The organism is Vibrio porteresiae DSM 19223 (genome assembly GCF_024347055.1).
In the GTDB taxonomy this organism is placed as follows: domain Bacteria; phylum Pseudomonadota; class Gammaproteobacteria; order Enterobacterales; family Vibrionaceae; genus Vibrio; species Vibrio porteresiae.
Window position 1 is genome coordinate 1526186 of sequence record NZ_AP024896.1, and the last position, 13515, is coordinate 1539700.

Below are 13515 nucleotides of genomic sequence, written 5' to 3' on the forward strand. Positions count from 1 at the left end.
TCCTATTTCATCGCGCCAGCAGAACGTTCAGGGTGAACCATGGATTTCCAACGGTTCGTTTCAACGGTGCAACCGTACATGTTTTTATTCGATTTCATCGACCGGTATGAAATCTCTGGGCAGCTATCGTTCTTCATCAGTAAAGTCACCATTTGCAACGTGAACTGCATCTCTTGCGAAGCTGACTTACGTAGTTCAATCTGGCTATCTTCAATGCCTGACTTGATCAACTTTTTTCGCTTCAGAATAGACAACTTACGAGCAACATCTGTCTGATAAATAAAAGTAAACTTGGCGCTACTCAACTCGTTAGCATGCTGTTGTAGAAAGTCATCCACCCTTTGGCTAGCGTCTTTCACATCAACAATGTTTAACGTAAGTTGAGTCGTGATAGGGTAAAGCTCTACTTGTGCCCCCTTGCTGCGATTAACCGAACCACAGCCACTGAGGAGTAATAGCAATGAACCAATAAGAAGGTATTTGTTCAACATCATTGGATAAATCCTCCTTCTTCTAGCCATTCTTGTGTCTCTTGTTGATCTTCTTCTTCAGAAGAAAATTCAAACAAACGTTCTAGCGTGGTTGATTGACGAAATACAGGAAGGCGTACTTCATTACTTTCTATCGGTTTTACAAGACTGACGGTTGCCACAATAACCAACTCTGTTTTCTTGCGCTCAGTTTGGGAGTAACGGAAAAATGCCCCCAAAATTGGAATATCACCAATCAGCGGAATCTTCGACAGAGATTCAACCTCTTCATTATTTAACAGCCCAGCCAAGACAAAACTCTGTCCATCACCTAGTTCAACAACCGTTGAGGCTTTACGTGTTTTTAGTGCAGGTAAGTCATAGGTTTCATTACGATATTGACTGTCTAAAGAACTCACTTCTGGAACGATAGAGAGTTTGATCTTGTCGTCTTTCAATACATTAGCAGCAAGATCAAGCTTAATTCCGTACTCTTTATACATTACACTGGTGCTGCCATCGATGACCGTCACTACAGGCAATTCACCACCGACGAGAAAGCTCGCTGTTTCACCGGAAATAACCGAAATATTCGGTTCCGCAAGCACTTGTCCAACTGAATTGTCTTGGATGGCATTGATCACGGAAACAATATCCGCGGCACTAAAATTCACGATGGAATTGGTAAATGATCCTGATGAATTACCATCAGAAAAGAGTTGCACCCCTAAGTTTTCCACAAATGATTGCGACACTTCGGCCACAGTGAGTTTCACATTGACCTGTTTCGTCACCGCAACTTTGAGGTTATTTAAAATGCCCTGGTATTTAGTCGATGTGAATATAGGTAAAGTACCGCCTGTCGGTGTCAGCGTTTTTTCGGTAAAAGATTTACCGAGTAATTCGCCTACCAAGGATTCAACATCTGCTTTTTGCTGTTCAGTTGCCACTAAACCATCAATAACGACGTGATCTCCTAAGTGATAAATATCAATATCCAAATCAGGAAATTTAACACTGACATATTGCTTGACGTTTAAAAGGCTGGTGTTAACTACAACAGTTCGAGAATAAACGGTCTTACCGTCACTATCGAAAATGATCAGTGAAGCTGTACCTACAGATTTGCCATAAACCACCAACGTTTTTTTACCGATAGTTGAATAGTCTGCAATGTTGGGATTAGAAATAAAGACCGAACTCATATCGACATCTAACTGAATGGTCTTAGCTTCATCTTTATTCAAGTTCAGTACTGCAGCAGCATATGAACACAGTGAAAGTGATGAAAATATCAATAGTATTATTAGGTTATAAAAAGCTCTATACATAGTTGGCCCTTATTGCCTATTTCACTGAAATGCTACTAGCGCGAAATTCTTTTATCGCATGGTAAGATTCCAAAACATCACCTGCGTTAGCAGATAATTCTTCATAGCTGGCATTTTTAATCGATTTATGAACTTCTAATTTCGATATGCGTTTAGCGATGCTTAATGTCGCTACTTGCTTTGTGTTCAACTCCAGAATTAATGTCGTCTTAACTTGAGCAGGCTCTTTTTCCTTAATCACCTTACTGTCATGTGTTATTTTTAAAACTCGAATATGAGTTAACACGGGTGTTAAAGAGACATCTTTAAAATTCTTAATAGTACTGTCATGAGCTAAATTCTGAGAGTTTGAAGCCAATGCTAATATATCGACATAGCCATATGTCAGCACCACGCCACCAACAATTGAGTCTGGTTCGACTTCAATTGGGAATGGAACCATATTAGGCTTGATAATAAAATCGATATAATTTAGATCGTTTTCAGTAATAAATTGTTTCTTAGCAACCATGTCTCCTTTCGCTAAATCCACTGTTGCAATAGGAGCTTGCTTATAATCAATTACCACATCTTCTTGAATACCGTTTTCTTTGGCTTTAGTTTCTGACCATTTTTCAAACGTGGTGTTGTCTTTAGTCAATAACTCACCATGAATGATATCGGTTGTCGCAACCGGAACAGAAATGAGCTTCTCCTGTTTTACTACTTTAGGAGGAGCCTCAGGTGGCATGATTTTCTTGCGATTAATCCCGTAGACCCCCACCCCGATAGCAATAACGGCGATGGCGATCATTAGCTTAATATTCATGTCATTACCTAACACATAGATACGTCATCTAGGTCAGCATACTCAAACCTATACCTACACTAGAACTGACAACAATAGGAACAGCATAAGGAATCGTAACTACCGTTCTACGTTCCGGCTGCTTTAACCTATTCCTAAGCCACATCACTACAGCTAACGCTCCACCCAACCACAGCATCAAATTGAGCGTAAGCAAAAACCAAGTAGGGTCAATTCCTAAGGCAATAACAGCAAAGAGTTTTACATCTCCAGCGCCACATATGCCTAGACTTACGATAATGAAGCCAGCTACTAAAACGTAAGCTGATTGCATTAAAATCGCAGTCTCCATGTCATTTCGACGTATTAGTAATACTAGTATCAATACTATCAAGACGTCGTAGTTTTTTATGAGCCGATAGCGAATATCGCTGACGATGATTTTAAAAAAAACAAGGACTAGTACCACCAGGTATAGTCCTTGTTGAGTTAAATCTAGTTGCATAACAACTAAGTCTTCAGACTAATTAGTTACCTGATGCACCGCTTGCAGATGTACCGCCAGCAGTAGTGATGTTCGACGAAATCGTAGTAACAGCTGAGTTCAGTGAGTCTGAAAGACCTGAGTTGAACACTGCAAGAACGATTGCTGACATAGCAACACCGATGATTGCGTATTCGATAGCGGTAACACCGCGTTGGTCTTGAACAAATGAAACTACGGTTGCGTAAACTTTAGTGATTAGAGTATTCAACATGATAAATTACCTTCTACTGCCAAATTAATATATTTAAAGCGTTTGTTTAAATGCCAGTTATGAATCAACTGGTTAGTCAGGTTTAATTAGTTACCTGATGCACCACTTGCAGATGTACCACCAGCAGTAGTAATGTTTGACGAAATTGTAGTTACAGCTGAGTTCAATGAGTCAGAGAGACCTGAGTTAAACACTGCTAAAACGATTGCTGACATAGCGACACCGATAATTGCGTATTCGATTGCCGTAACACCGCGTTGGTCTTGAACAAATGAAACTGCTTTTGCATAAACTTTAGTGATTAGAGTATTCAACATGATTTGTTACCTTCTACTGCTAAGTTAATCTATTAAGAGAGCTTGTTTATTTGCCAGTTATTAAACAACTGGATGGTCAGGTTTAATTAGTTACCTGATGCACCACTTGCAGATGTACCGCCAGCAGTAGTGATATTTGATGAAATTGCTGTAATCGCTGAGTTTAATGAATCAGAAAGACCTGAATTAAACACTGCAAGAACGATTGCGGACATGGCAACACCGATAATTGCATATTCAATCGCCGTAACACCGCGTTGGTCTTTAAGAAAAGAAACTACGTTTGCATACATTTTAGTGGTTAGTGTATTTAACATTTATATTTACCTTCAACTGACGATTGAACTTTATTATTCAGGGAGCTCTCTAGTAAAGATTCAATTAATTCTTCAGTAGAGTAAAAGTTATTTTTCAATGCTCCATTACAAGCCTTATTAAGCATCATAATGTAACGTTAAAATCCAATCTAAATTCTTTATTGTTTGGGTAGGTTTTATTTCCTTACCCGCTTTGTCTCTTCGACAGTGCTAATTTAACCAAACCAATTTTTAATGAATACTTTTTTCTGAGACAAAAAATCGAACGAGTGACAAATGTATCAATATCTAGATAAATTTCATTTTATTACATTTAAATGAGATAATTAGCCAATTTAGATAACATGATGATATATAATGGTATTATTTTAGTCCTTTAGTATTACTTGAGACAAAATGACGCATTATGAATTTTGAAGGGTTGGAATTATATGAAGATATTTAATTAAGTCAATTAACATTTATAAAGCAGCCTGCTAGATGGCATAAGATCACACTTTTATTGGTATTTATTTCACCCTCTAAAGGATTAGCTGAATTTTAAACTTTTATATTAAACAGATTGCAAAAGATGTGTTTTATTTCGAGACAATTTGTCGCACGAATAAAATGTATAAACAAAGAAATTATTTAAATAGTAAAAAACTACCTCTATATAGGTAGATAAACAGAAGTCTTAGTAACGAACAACAGGCGCAAGAACCAAACTCATGCGCCTGAGATGAGAAGCAGCCAGGCTGCTGACGATGCAGAGGCTACAAAAGCGAGCGACCAGTTCAGATTTTCTCTTCGAATTCGAGCAGTACCGACTTACTTCTTAAGTTCGCTTCAAAAGCTTCAACACCAATATCCTTGCCGATACCTGATTTTTTGTATCCTCCAGTAGGCATAATATGGTCGAAGCTACGCCCATATCGGTTCACCCACACAGAACCCACTTCTAAAGTGCGAATGCCACGCATAACTCGATCCAAATTGGCACTGTGAATACCAGCAGCCAAACCATAAACTTCATGGCGAGATAGACGCCAAGCCTCATCTTCGGATTCAAAGGACTGAATGGTTAGAACTGGTCCAAAAATTTCTTGCTCTAATGCTATGTTTTGTTCGTCCTGTATTTTGAGTAACGTTGGCGCAAAATAGGCACCGCCGAATCCCTCAAACATAGTGCCACCACAGAGACATTCCGCCCCTTGAGCAAGGCTTTGATCGACTATTGATTGAATCCGTTGAGCTTGTTGCTGTGAAATGATCGGCGATAGCGTGGTCGAACTATGCCAAGTCACACCGGGAGAGAGTTGCTCAAAATACTTTTTAAGTAGAGCAATAAAAGGAGACTCGATACTCTTTTCAATAATGAGGCGAGAACCAGACACGCACACTTGACCAGCATTGCCAGTGATGGCTTTGGCGATGGTCAGCGCTGTACGTTCTAAATCTTTCGTATCAGCAAAAACAATTTGAGGGCTTTTCCCTCCGAGTTCTAACGTTACAGGTTTTGGGCCAGTCAACGCACAGGCTGACATAATAGAAGAGCCTGTTTGAGTAGACCCCGTGAAGGTGACTTTATTAATCTGCGGATGTTCACACAAAGCCGCTCCCGTTTCACGCCCAGAGCCGAGCACCACATTGAAGATATCACTTGGTAACCCGGCATCAAACGCTAACTTGGCTAAGTAAACGGTTGAAAATGGTGTGAGTTCTGATGGTTTGATCACGATGGCATTACCCGCAGCCAAAGCCGGAGCCGCTTTCCACATTGCCATACTTAACGGGAAATTCCATGGCGTTATCGCTCCGACAACACCATAAGGTTCGCGAATGACCATACCTAAATGATTGGATTGAGTCGCACCGATGTAGCCACCATGTTTATCAGCAAGCTCAGCGAAGAAGCGTGCGGTATCAATAATATAAGGGATGTCCCATGCCAATACTTCATGCAATGGTCGGCTTGATCCTATCGCTTCAAGCCTAGCTAAATAGGTTTGATTCTGTTCGATAAGTGTCGCCCATTGATAAAGCACTTTGGCTCTTTCGCGTGGAGCTCGAGTTGCCCAATCGGAATTTCTTTGCGCAGCATAAGATGCTTCTACTATCAGATTGACCATCTCTTTCGTTGCAATAGGCATTTTTGCATAGACCGCGCCTGTTGATGGGCAAATCACATCCATATAAACATCATGATCACCCGTTTGGCACTCACCATGGTAGAAGTGTCCTTTGGGGATGGGAGTGTTTTCTAAATATTGTTCTTCCATGAATAGTCCTTATTAGGTGCTTAAATCTATTGAATTCTTTGATGCGCAAAGCCCACCGAATAAAAGGAGAACGGCCATAAATTCTGCGCCCCAAAGAGAATTCGTATTGAAGGTACTTCATGCTATTCATAGTAAATAAATTAGGTCAGCAGGTGCTGCCGAGCTTATAGGGACAGACAGCATCTCGAGTTAAAGGCCGAACTATTTCGGCATTATTTGCCGAAATAGCAGTGACATCTTGCATTTGGACTAGGTAATGTCATAACGTGCTTCTCTGTGTTTAATCGACAAAATTACAATGAAACAAGGATCTAGCGCATGAATAACATCGTTGACAAATTGGCGATTAGCCAGCGAGCAATGCTCGCAGAGGATCTTGAGAAAGCCCATGCGTTGACACAAGCGTTGCGCTGGCCCCATCGTCGTGAAGACTGGACGACGATGCAGAACTTGGCCGAAACCATCGTATTGGAACACGAAGGGGAGTTGATCGGAACCGCATGTACCGTGCTACAGGGTAACTTTGCCAGTATTGGACTGATCATCATCGCTGATGAATTTCAGGGACTCGGACTTGGCCGACAGTTGATGACAGCCATCATGAATAAAGCAGGTAAACGAAACCTATTTTTGAGTGCAACGGTTGCCGGCAAGCCACTTTACGAGAAATTGGGTTTCCAAGAATATGGTCGAGCCAAGCAGTTCCAAGGTAATGTCATTCAATCCCCCAACATGCAGACTCAAGCCTTCACTGGATTACGCCCGGCTTTAACCAGCGACAAAGATGCCTTGATCGAGCTGATGAATCAACCGCAAGGCATGAACCGTGATGCGGTAGGTGAGGCAATCTTCAATATTGCCGAACATGTCATGGTGTTGGAAACAGAGAACCAAGTGTCAGGTTTTGCTTGTATTCGCCCATTTGGTCGAGGTTATGCAATTGGTCCAGTGGTGGCACAAAATCAGACTGATGCCACATTATTGATTGAATCACTGCTGGCACAATACTTAGGAAAATTTGTTCGTATCGATACACCAACTCGTTATGGCCTTGAACCGATGCTCATCAATTGGGGGTTAGAGCAAGTAGATGATGTTTCTCTGATGGCAATCGGTCAACCACCGGTTAGCACTGCAGCTCCATTTACTTATAGCTTCGTTACTCAGGCGATCGGTTAACGTTTTCGGCATTAAACAAGGGAATGAGGATAATGAAAACCATAAAAATTGCGGTGATTCCAGGTGACGGAATTGGTAAAGAAGTGATACCTGAAGGAATCAAAGCATTGCAAGCCGCTATCAGTGCTAGATCAGATATCAAATTGAAATTTGAATATTTTGACTGGTCATGTGAGACCTACATGTCAACTGGACACATGATGCCGGATAATGGTCTGGATATCCTCGCCCAATTTGATGCGATCTACCTTGGCGCGGTCGGCTTTCCTAATGTCCCTGACCATATTTCACTATGGGGGTTGTTACTACCGATTCGCCGTCAATTTAATCAATATGTCAATTTGCGCCCAGTGCGCTTATTTAAAGGCGTTGAATCACCACTGGCGAACAAGAAAGTCGGCGATATTGATTTTTGGGTCGTACGTGAAAACGTCGAAGGTGAATATTCTGATATCGGTGGTCACTTCAATCCGGGAACTCCGGAAGAGGTCGTGGTGCAACAAAGTCTTTTTAGTAAAAAGGGCTGTGATCGCATCATTCAATACGCATTCGATTTATGTCAAAAGAAAGGCCTTGATCGCGTAACCTCTGCTACCAAGTCAAACGGTATGTTTCACTCGATGCCATTTTGGGACAAGTGCTTCTGGAACAAAGCAACTCAATATGAAGATATTGACTGCGACCAATTCCACATCGATATTCTGTGTGCCAACTTAGTTAAAAAGCCAGAGCATTTTAAAGTCATCGTTGCATCCAATCTGTTTGGTGACATTCTTTCGGATTTAGGTCCTGCATGTACTGGCACCATCGCAATCGCTCCATCAGCAAATATCAACCCTGAAGGCACCTTCCCTTCTATGTTTGAACCAGTGCATGGCTCTGCTCCCGATATTTATGGCCGTAATATTGCGAACCCCATCGGCACCATCTGGGCTGGTTCAATGATGCTCGATCATCTTGGTCTTACCGAAGAAGCCAAAATGATCATGAACGCGATTGAGCACGTATTGGAAAACAAAACCCATTTAACGCCTGACATGGGCGGAACAGCATCGACTCAAGAGCTTGGCTCTGCGGTGAGCGAGTTTATCAGTAAACATACCAATCATTAGTCTGTATTGCACTACTGGTTTTTGAACAGCCAGTGGTGCTCTCTTTATCCCTAACACATCCCGATATTCCTCTGAACATTACCATTTATACGTATAGCAACTCGTTCATTCACAAAACTATTTTTATGAATCGGTTTGCCAAATTCGAGCTCTCGACCCAAACTCATTTCATCTATTAAAAATGCCAACGTGTCCGAATAATCTGCTGACTATTCACTCTATACTGTGGTTATCCGTTTTCACGTTGCTTAAACAATCATGACCTCAGGTGGCCAATATGTCTTATAAAAAAATGCATTTCGAATCTGCTGACAATCAAGGATACCCAGTAGATGATATGCCTAATTTTGAAACACAGAGCCTTCCAGGATACATCAACGGAGTACAAGTTCTTCAAATGGCACAGCCAGAACGAGTTCAAATCGACTCGATCAGCGATGTCGTCTATTCACAGGTAAAAAAGCTCACCGATAATACGTTACTGCATATGTCGCTTTTGATTCCAAGAACCGACCAAGTGAAACCAGCGATTGTCTTTTTCCCTGGTGGCGGTTTTACTACAGCAGAACGTGGGAAATTTTTGGAATTACGTTTGGCGTTGGCACAGGCAGGATTTGTGGTAGCGTCTGCGGAATATCGTGTTGTACCGGATGTGTTTCCCGCTCCTGTCGTTGATGGTAAAACGGCAGTGCGTTTTCTGCGTGCCAATGCCAAAGAGTATGGTATTGATGTCACTCGTATTGGCGTTCTTGGCAATTCCGCTGGTGGGTGGCTTGCCGCCATGTTAGGTACAACCAACCAGATTACCGAGTTTGACCAAGGGTGGTTTAATGAACACTCGTCAGATGTCCAAGCAGCTGCGACTCTATACGGCATATCTAACTTGCTAAACATAGGCGAAGGATATGAAGGTAAGCACTATCGCACTCATCTACAGAACAACGTGACCGAAGCGTTATTGGTCAATGGTGTTGCCTTTTCTGACCACCTTGGGGGAACGATCAATAGCGACAAAGCAAAGGCATTGTATGCCTCTCCCATGGGTCACATTCGACCAGGCTTGCCTCCGTTTTTAATCATGCACGGCAGTCAAGATACGCTTGTGTCACCAGTTCAAAGTTCGCAGCTGTATCAAACATTACAAGAGGACGGCGTTTCTGCCGACTACTATCTCATTGAGGGCGCAGAGCATGGTGACATTAGCTGGTATCAAGACTCAGTGATTCAGTTAGTGGTCAATTGGTTTGTCAAAAAGCTGATTAATGATTACCTAAAACCAGAACAAGAACACCCCGAAGATTCTTCATCACTGTAATGGTTAGATACTTATAAAAGCTAAAGGGAGCATCAAGCTCCCTTTATTACATCATCGGCTATGACTACATATAGTCAGGTAAATAGCGTTCGATAAATTCTTTATCTGCAGGATAGAGATGATCGCGAGGGATATCACCCAGCGGCAACCAGTGTAGGCTTTTCTCAGGGGCTGTCGTCGTTGGGAAAACATCAGCTGCTGGTTCCATAACCACATAGTGGCTATCACCACCAAACTGATTTTTGCACGTATACTCTCCCAATGTACGCACACCCGCTACGCCAGTTTCTTCCCACAATTCTCGAATAGCGGCAAACTCTTCTGATTCATCATCTTCAACAGAGCCACCAGGAAATTCGTAGACCATTCCTTTGGCTGCACGATAACGTTGCTGAATTAAAACCGTGCTGCCTTTTATGACAACTGCCATCGATAAGTTTTTCATTGTATCGCCTGCTCCTTGCCAAAATACATCCACGTTAAAAACTCTCGAATAAGTTATGTTTGTTACTATTTTAATAGCACGAACCTTTTCGATCCCCAAGAGTATTACGCAATAAATTTGATATCAAATCCCAGTCGATGAGAATCTTAAGAGAATTCCACAACCAAATTCTCATTATATGCGACAAAGCTCCGGAGTTACTTCACACTTTTCTCCCCCACTTCGCCTAAAAGTAAATCAATAGAATCTTAGTGCTCGTCACTTCATTTTATACTCAACCTGTCACCCATATAGCATTCAGGAAAGAAACGCATACGCATTTTTAGCTCTTACACGAACGTTATTTTGATTCCGGGTATGGTCTATGATCGCGACCTTGTTTATCATAGCGGTCACCAAACCAGTACCATTTATCACTTTACGTCAGCAATCTATATCGCCAGCCGTATCGTCAATCGCGCAGAGAGCTATATGTCTTTATTATCAACCCACTATTTAGAACGAAAAAAAGAGCGTTACTGGTTAGAGCTCGCCGTACTCTCATTTGTTATCTCTGTAGGAATGCAATATTTCGGCTTCCCTGCTGCATTTTTACTTGGGCCAATGTTCGCTGCCATTTTATTTGCGCAAAAGAATCGAGCCATGCAACCGGCTAAACCTCTTATTCGCTATTGTCAAAGCACCATCGGGGTGATGATTTCTTTAGCATTGCCAATGGAGGCGTTAAGCAACATCGCTGAGCACTGGGTATTGTTTTTAGGTGGGGTGTTTTCGGTGTTGGTGGCAAGCACCGTATTAAGCGGTATTTTGGCCTACCGAAGAATCGTCCCTGGCACCGTCGCGATCTGGGGAAGTAGTCCAGGCGCTGCAGCCGTAATGACATTAATGGCACAAGATTATGGCGCTGATGTAAGACTAGTGGCTTTAATGCAATATCTTCGCGTTATTATGGTGTCACTTGCTGCTGGTTTAGTGACTCACTTTTTTATGCCAGTAGATAGTGTCGCTGCAGAGCATCATATTCATCTTTATGAGCCTATTGTTTGGTCTAATTTTATCAACACACTTATCCTTATCGGTGTCAGTGTGGTCGTGAGTAAGTATCTAAAACTGCCATCAGGGCCATTAATTATCGCCATCGTATTGGCAATAACCGTCAATTATATTGGTCTTTTTACTATCTCACTCCCAACGCCATATTTGTTCTTATGCTATGCAATTATTGGTTGGAATATCGGCTCTAAATTTACGGGAGAGGCAACTCGCTATGCGATTAAGATCATGCCTAATATCTGTATTTCGATATTACTTCTGATTGGCTTTTGCTCTTTGTTATCGTTAGCGTTAGTTCGTTACTTTGATATTGACCCGCTGACAGCTTACTTAGCAATGAGCCCTGGCGGCGCTGATTCAATTGCGATCATCGCCTCTTCAACCGCCAATAGTGTCAACGTTTCGTTTGTTATGGCGATGCAAACCTGTCGATTATTCTTTATGTTGATCTTTGGACCGATTCTCGCCACAAAGGCGGCACAGATTGTTGAACATTACCATAAGAGCAATAAGACTCTTGATTAGGTAGGCAAATAAAAAAGCATAGCTTTCGCTATGCTTTTTAAATCTGTTCTGATGTATTAGCTAACCAATGTATTTAGTAACTCGCTGATTTCGTAGTTACTGATTCATTGGCCGACTTTGGTGGCATACCGTACTGATTCGTATAGTCCTTACTATCTAGAACCATAAAATACAGCATAATAAATGGACCAACAAACGGAATTAGACTAAACAAAATATTCCAACCCGATTTATCGATATCATGAAAACGTCTAATCGTTACGGCAATGTTTGGCAATATCATTGCCAACATGTAGAACAAGGATAGAAATGCTATAATGCTGTTCTCGTTGGTAATTACATTTAGAACGAAAAAAACACACAGAGCGATGGCATGAAATAAGCCAAACATCCAATATTCTTTGCGGCGTGCACGCCCGTTGAAATTAAAGCCATTTTTTATAGCCGAAATATACCAATTCATTTTATTATCTCATTAATGGATATTTATATTACTGACGTTATTAGTTGAATATCATTGTGCATTGAAATCACGGCATGAATGCAATTCATAAGATAAATTCAGCCAGTTATCTCTTCTATTAAGCCATATAGAATAAGTAACTTTTACCTTAAGATGCGTGGGGTAATTCCCCTTTATTTAGCTGCTCGTGAACTCGAAATGCATCCTATCAACCTTCCAAATTAAAGCAATCACTCTATTTTGTGCCGTGACTAATTTGGAATATCTGTCTAAGCGAATGCCATTCGACTCGACAGATTCATCAATAAATTGCGACTCACCACAAAATTCTACCCACAGTCTGTAAGCAACCCCATTACTCCATGGTCAGTAACTCGAGCGTAGCCGCAAAATAGCGTTCAGTTACCTCATCAACTGAAATGGGAGGCAGTTCCAAAGTGACATTCAGTAACTTCTGTTCATCACACCACGTACCAAATGAGCCTGGAGTACTGTAACCAACATTAGTCACCATAGGTAAAGAGAACCATTGTGATAGCTTCTGACCCAAAATGGATTGATCTGCTGAGTCAACACAGGCGAGCGGCTCATGAAAACTCACTGCAAACGCGGGGTTTAGTTCATTTATCAGTTCGATGAGCGCTTGCGTCTCAGGTTCTAACTCGTTAGTTGTTCCCGAAGAAAGGATGACATCGCGCTCATTAGCATGCTGATTCCACCGATATACCGTACCTGCATCAGACCAATTCTTCGTAGGGAAACTGCGATTGAGATCCACGCCACGCCCGTTGCAACGCGTTCCAAGCTGATTACCATCAGGATTCATCGATAGAATCACATGGTGGCGCAAAGCATCATGCGGTAATGAACGCAATCCCGCTGACAGCAATGCGATTGAGGCACTCTCATCGCCATGGGTACCCGCGAGAATAAGCCCCGTCGTCGACGTGACGTTCCCTGCTGGGAAATAGATCAATGGAGCTCCCATAACCGAACGTCCATATTCAATGGGCATTCGGTGAAAAAATCCCCGTTGGGTCCTTTGGATCAATTGCGACATTCCCTTTTCCTTTTGCGTACTCTTAGTTAACTTACTAACGATATACGGGTTTGACTAGAGTAAAAACTATCTCTTTAGTCTGTGCTCTTTTACCATACCGAACCAAAGATGCGACGTAAAAC

General features: G+C 41.8%; 15 protein-coding genes. 4 read left to right on the forward strand and 11 right to left on the reverse strand.

Annotated elements, in window-relative coordinates:
- Positions 1-2: 2 nt before the first annotated feature.
- The 8 genes from OCV11_RS23515 to OCV11_RS23550 form a co-directional block, all read right to left on the reverse strand.
- On the reverse strand, positions 3-494 hold the full coding sequence (locus OCV11_RS23515; RefSeq protein ID WP_261896878.1) for a hypothetical protein: 492 nt from the start codon (positions 492-494) through the stop codon (positions 3-5).
- Positions 491-1801, reverse strand: coding sequence for a type II and III secretion system protein family protein (locus OCV11_RS23520; protein WP_261896879.1), 1311 nt, complete (start codon positions 1799-1801; stop codon positions 491-493). Before OCV11_RS23520 ends, OCV11_RS23515 begins: the two co-directional genes overlap by 4 nt.
- A 16-nt stretch (positions 1802-1817) precedes the next feature.
- Positions 1818-2609 (reverse strand): Flp pilus assembly protein CpaB, encoded by a 792-nt coding sequence (gene cpaB, locus OCV11_RS23525; protein ID WP_261896880.1) that lies wholly within the window; start codon positions 2607-2609, stop codon positions 1818-1820.
- A gap of 28 nt (positions 2610-2637) precedes the next feature.
- Positions 2638-3093, reverse strand: coding sequence for a prepilin peptidase (locus tag OCV11_RS23530; RefSeq protein ID WP_261896881.1), 456 nt, complete (start codon positions 3091-3093; stop codon positions 2638-2640).
- 22 nt (positions 3094-3115) lie between these two features.
- Positions 3116-3346 carry a Flp family type IVb pilin gene (locus tag OCV11_RS23535; protein ID WP_261896882.1) on the reverse strand — a complete coding sequence of 77 codons (231 nt, stop codon included), beginning with the start codon at positions 3344-3346 and terminating at the stop codon, positions 3116-3118.
- Between the two features lie 86 nt (positions 3347-3432).
- Positions 3433-3663 (reverse strand): Flp family type IVb pilin, encoded by a 231-nt coding sequence (locus OCV11_RS23540; protein ID WP_261896883.1) that lies wholly within the window; start codon positions 3661-3663, stop codon positions 3433-3435.
- Positions 3664-3749: 86 nt separating this feature from the next.
- The gene (locus OCV11_RS23545) at positions 3750-3980 is read right to left on the reverse strand and encodes a Flp family type IVb pilin (RefSeq protein ID WP_261896884.1); all 231 of its coding nucleotides are present in this window, start codon (positions 3978-3980) and stop codon (positions 3750-3752) included.
- A gap of 776 nt (positions 3981-4756) precedes the next feature.
- Positions 4757-6241: an aldehyde dehydrogenase family protein gene (locus OCV11_RS23550; protein WP_261896885.1), complete on the reverse strand. Its 1485-nt coding sequence runs from the start codon at positions 6239-6241 to the stop codon at positions 4757-4759.
- Positions 6242-6559: 318 nt separating this feature from the next.
- On the opposite strand from OCV11_RS23550, the gene OCV11_RS23555 reads away from it, so the two are divergent.
- The 3 genes from OCV11_RS23555 to OCV11_RS23565 all read left to right on the forward strand — a co-directional run bounded on the left by OCV11_RS23555 (position 6560) and on the right by OCV11_RS23565 (position 9847).
- Positions 6560-7420 carry a GNAT family N-acetyltransferase gene (locus OCV11_RS23555; RefSeq protein WP_261896886.1) on the forward strand — a complete coding sequence of 287 codons (861 nt, stop codon included), beginning with the start codon at positions 6560-6562 and terminating at the stop codon, positions 7418-7420.
- Positions 7421-7452: 32 nt separating this feature from the next.
- Positions 7453-8532 carry a tartrate dehydrogenase gene (locus OCV11_RS23560; protein WP_315972753.1) on the forward strand — a complete coding sequence of 360 codons (1080 nt, stop codon included), beginning with the start codon at positions 7453-7455 and terminating at the stop codon, positions 8530-8532.
- 277 nt (positions 8533-8809) lie between these two features.
- The gene (locus OCV11_RS23565) at positions 8810-9847 is read left to right on the forward strand and encodes an alpha/beta hydrolase (RefSeq protein WP_261896887.1); all 1038 of its coding nucleotides are present in this window, start codon (positions 8810-8812) and stop codon (positions 9845-9847) included.
- A 64-nt stretch (positions 9848-9911) separates the two neighbouring features.
- Here the strand turns inward: OCV11_RS23565 and OCV11_RS23570 are convergent, their stop codons facing one another.
- Positions 9912-10292 carry an NUDIX hydrolase gene (locus OCV11_RS23570; protein WP_261896888.1) on the reverse strand — a complete coding sequence of 127 codons (381 nt, stop codon included), beginning with the start codon at positions 10290-10292 and terminating at the stop codon, positions 9912-9914.
- 357 nt (positions 10293-10649) lie between these two features.
- On the opposite strand from OCV11_RS23570, the gene OCV11_RS23575 reads away from it, so the two are divergent.
- Complete coding sequence (locus OCV11_RS23575) at positions 10650-11870, forward strand: AbrB family transcriptional regulator (RefSeq protein ID WP_261896889.1); 1221 nt, start codon at positions 10650-10652, stop codon at positions 11868-11870.
- A gap of 73 nt (positions 11871-11943) precedes the next feature.
- Here the strand turns inward: OCV11_RS23575 and OCV11_RS23580 are convergent, their stop codons facing one another.
- Both OCV11_RS23580 and mpaA read right to left on the reverse strand, forming a co-directional pair.
- The gene (locus OCV11_RS23580; protein WP_261896890.1) at positions 11944-12333 is read right to left on the reverse strand and encodes a DUF805 domain-containing protein; all 390 of its coding nucleotides are present in this window, start codon (positions 12331-12333) and stop codon (positions 11944-11946) included.
- Positions 12334-12688: 355 nt separating this feature from the next.
- Positions 12689-13393 (reverse strand): murein tripeptide amidase MpaA, encoded by a 705-nt coding sequence (gene mpaA, locus OCV11_RS23585; RefSeq protein WP_261896891.1) that lies wholly within the window; start codon positions 13391-13393, stop codon positions 12689-12691.
- Positions 13394-13515 lie beyond the last annotated feature (122 nt).

Excerpts from the sequence above, each read along its gene's own strand:
- OCV11_RS23530 (WP_261896881.1), bottom strand. The coding sequence starts at position 3,093 with ATGCAACTAGATTTAACTCAACAAGGACTATACCTGGTGGTACTAGTC.
- cpaB (WP_261896880.1), bottom strand. The coding sequence starts at position 2,609 with ATGAATATTAAGCTAATGATCGCCATCGCCGTTATTGCTATCGGGGTG.
- OCV11_RS23575 (WP_261896889.1), top strand. The coding sequence starts at position 10,650 with ATGGTCTATGATCGCGACCTTGTTTATCATAGCGGTCACCAAACCAGT.
- OCV11_RS23570 (WP_261896888.1), bottom strand. The coding sequence starts at position 10,292 with ATGAAAAACTTATCGATGGCAGTTGTCATAAAAGGCAGCACGGTTTTA.
- OCV11_RS23515 (WP_261896878.1), bottom strand. The coding sequence starts at position 494 with ATGATGTTGAACAAATACCTTCTTATTGGTTCATTGCTATTACTCCTC.
- OCV11_RS23580 (WP_261896890.1), bottom strand. The coding sequence starts at position 12,333 with ATGAATTGGTATATTTCGGCTATAAAAAATGGCTTTAATTTCAACGGG.
- OCV11_RS23560 (WP_315972753.1), top strand. The coding sequence starts at position 7,453 with ATGAAAACCATAAAAATTGCGGTGATTCCAGGTGACGGAATTGGTAAA.
- OCV11_RS23550 (WP_261896885.1), bottom strand. The coding sequence starts at position 6,241 with ATGGAAGAACAATATTTAGAAAACACTCCCATCCCCAAAGGACACTTC.
- OCV11_RS23540 (WP_261896883.1), bottom strand. The coding sequence starts at position 3,663 with ATGTTGAATACTCTAATCACTAAAGTTTATGCAAAAGCAGTTTCATTT.
- OCV11_RS23565 (WP_261896887.1), top strand. The coding sequence starts at position 8,810 with ATGTCTTATAAAAAAATGCATTTCGAATCTGCTGACAATCAAGGATAC.
- mpaA (WP_261896891.1), bottom strand. The coding sequence starts at position 13,393 with ATGTCGCAATTGATCCAAAGGACCCAACGGGGATTTTTTCACCGAATG.
- OCV11_RS23555 (WP_261896886.1), top strand. The coding sequence starts at position 6,560 with ATGAATAACATCGTTGACAAATTGGCGATTAGCCAGCGAGCAATGCTC.
- OCV11_RS23535 (WP_261896882.1), bottom strand. The coding sequence starts at position 3,346 with ATGTTGAATACTCTAATCACTAAAGTTTACGCAACCGTAGTTTCATTT.
- OCV11_RS23545 (WP_261896884.1), bottom strand. The coding sequence starts at position 3,980 with ATGTTAAATACACTAACCACTAAAATGTATGCAAACGTAGTTTCTTTT.
- OCV11_RS23520 (WP_261896879.1), bottom strand. The coding sequence starts at position 1,801 with ATGTATAGAGCTTTTTATAACCTAATAATACTATTGATATTTTCATCA.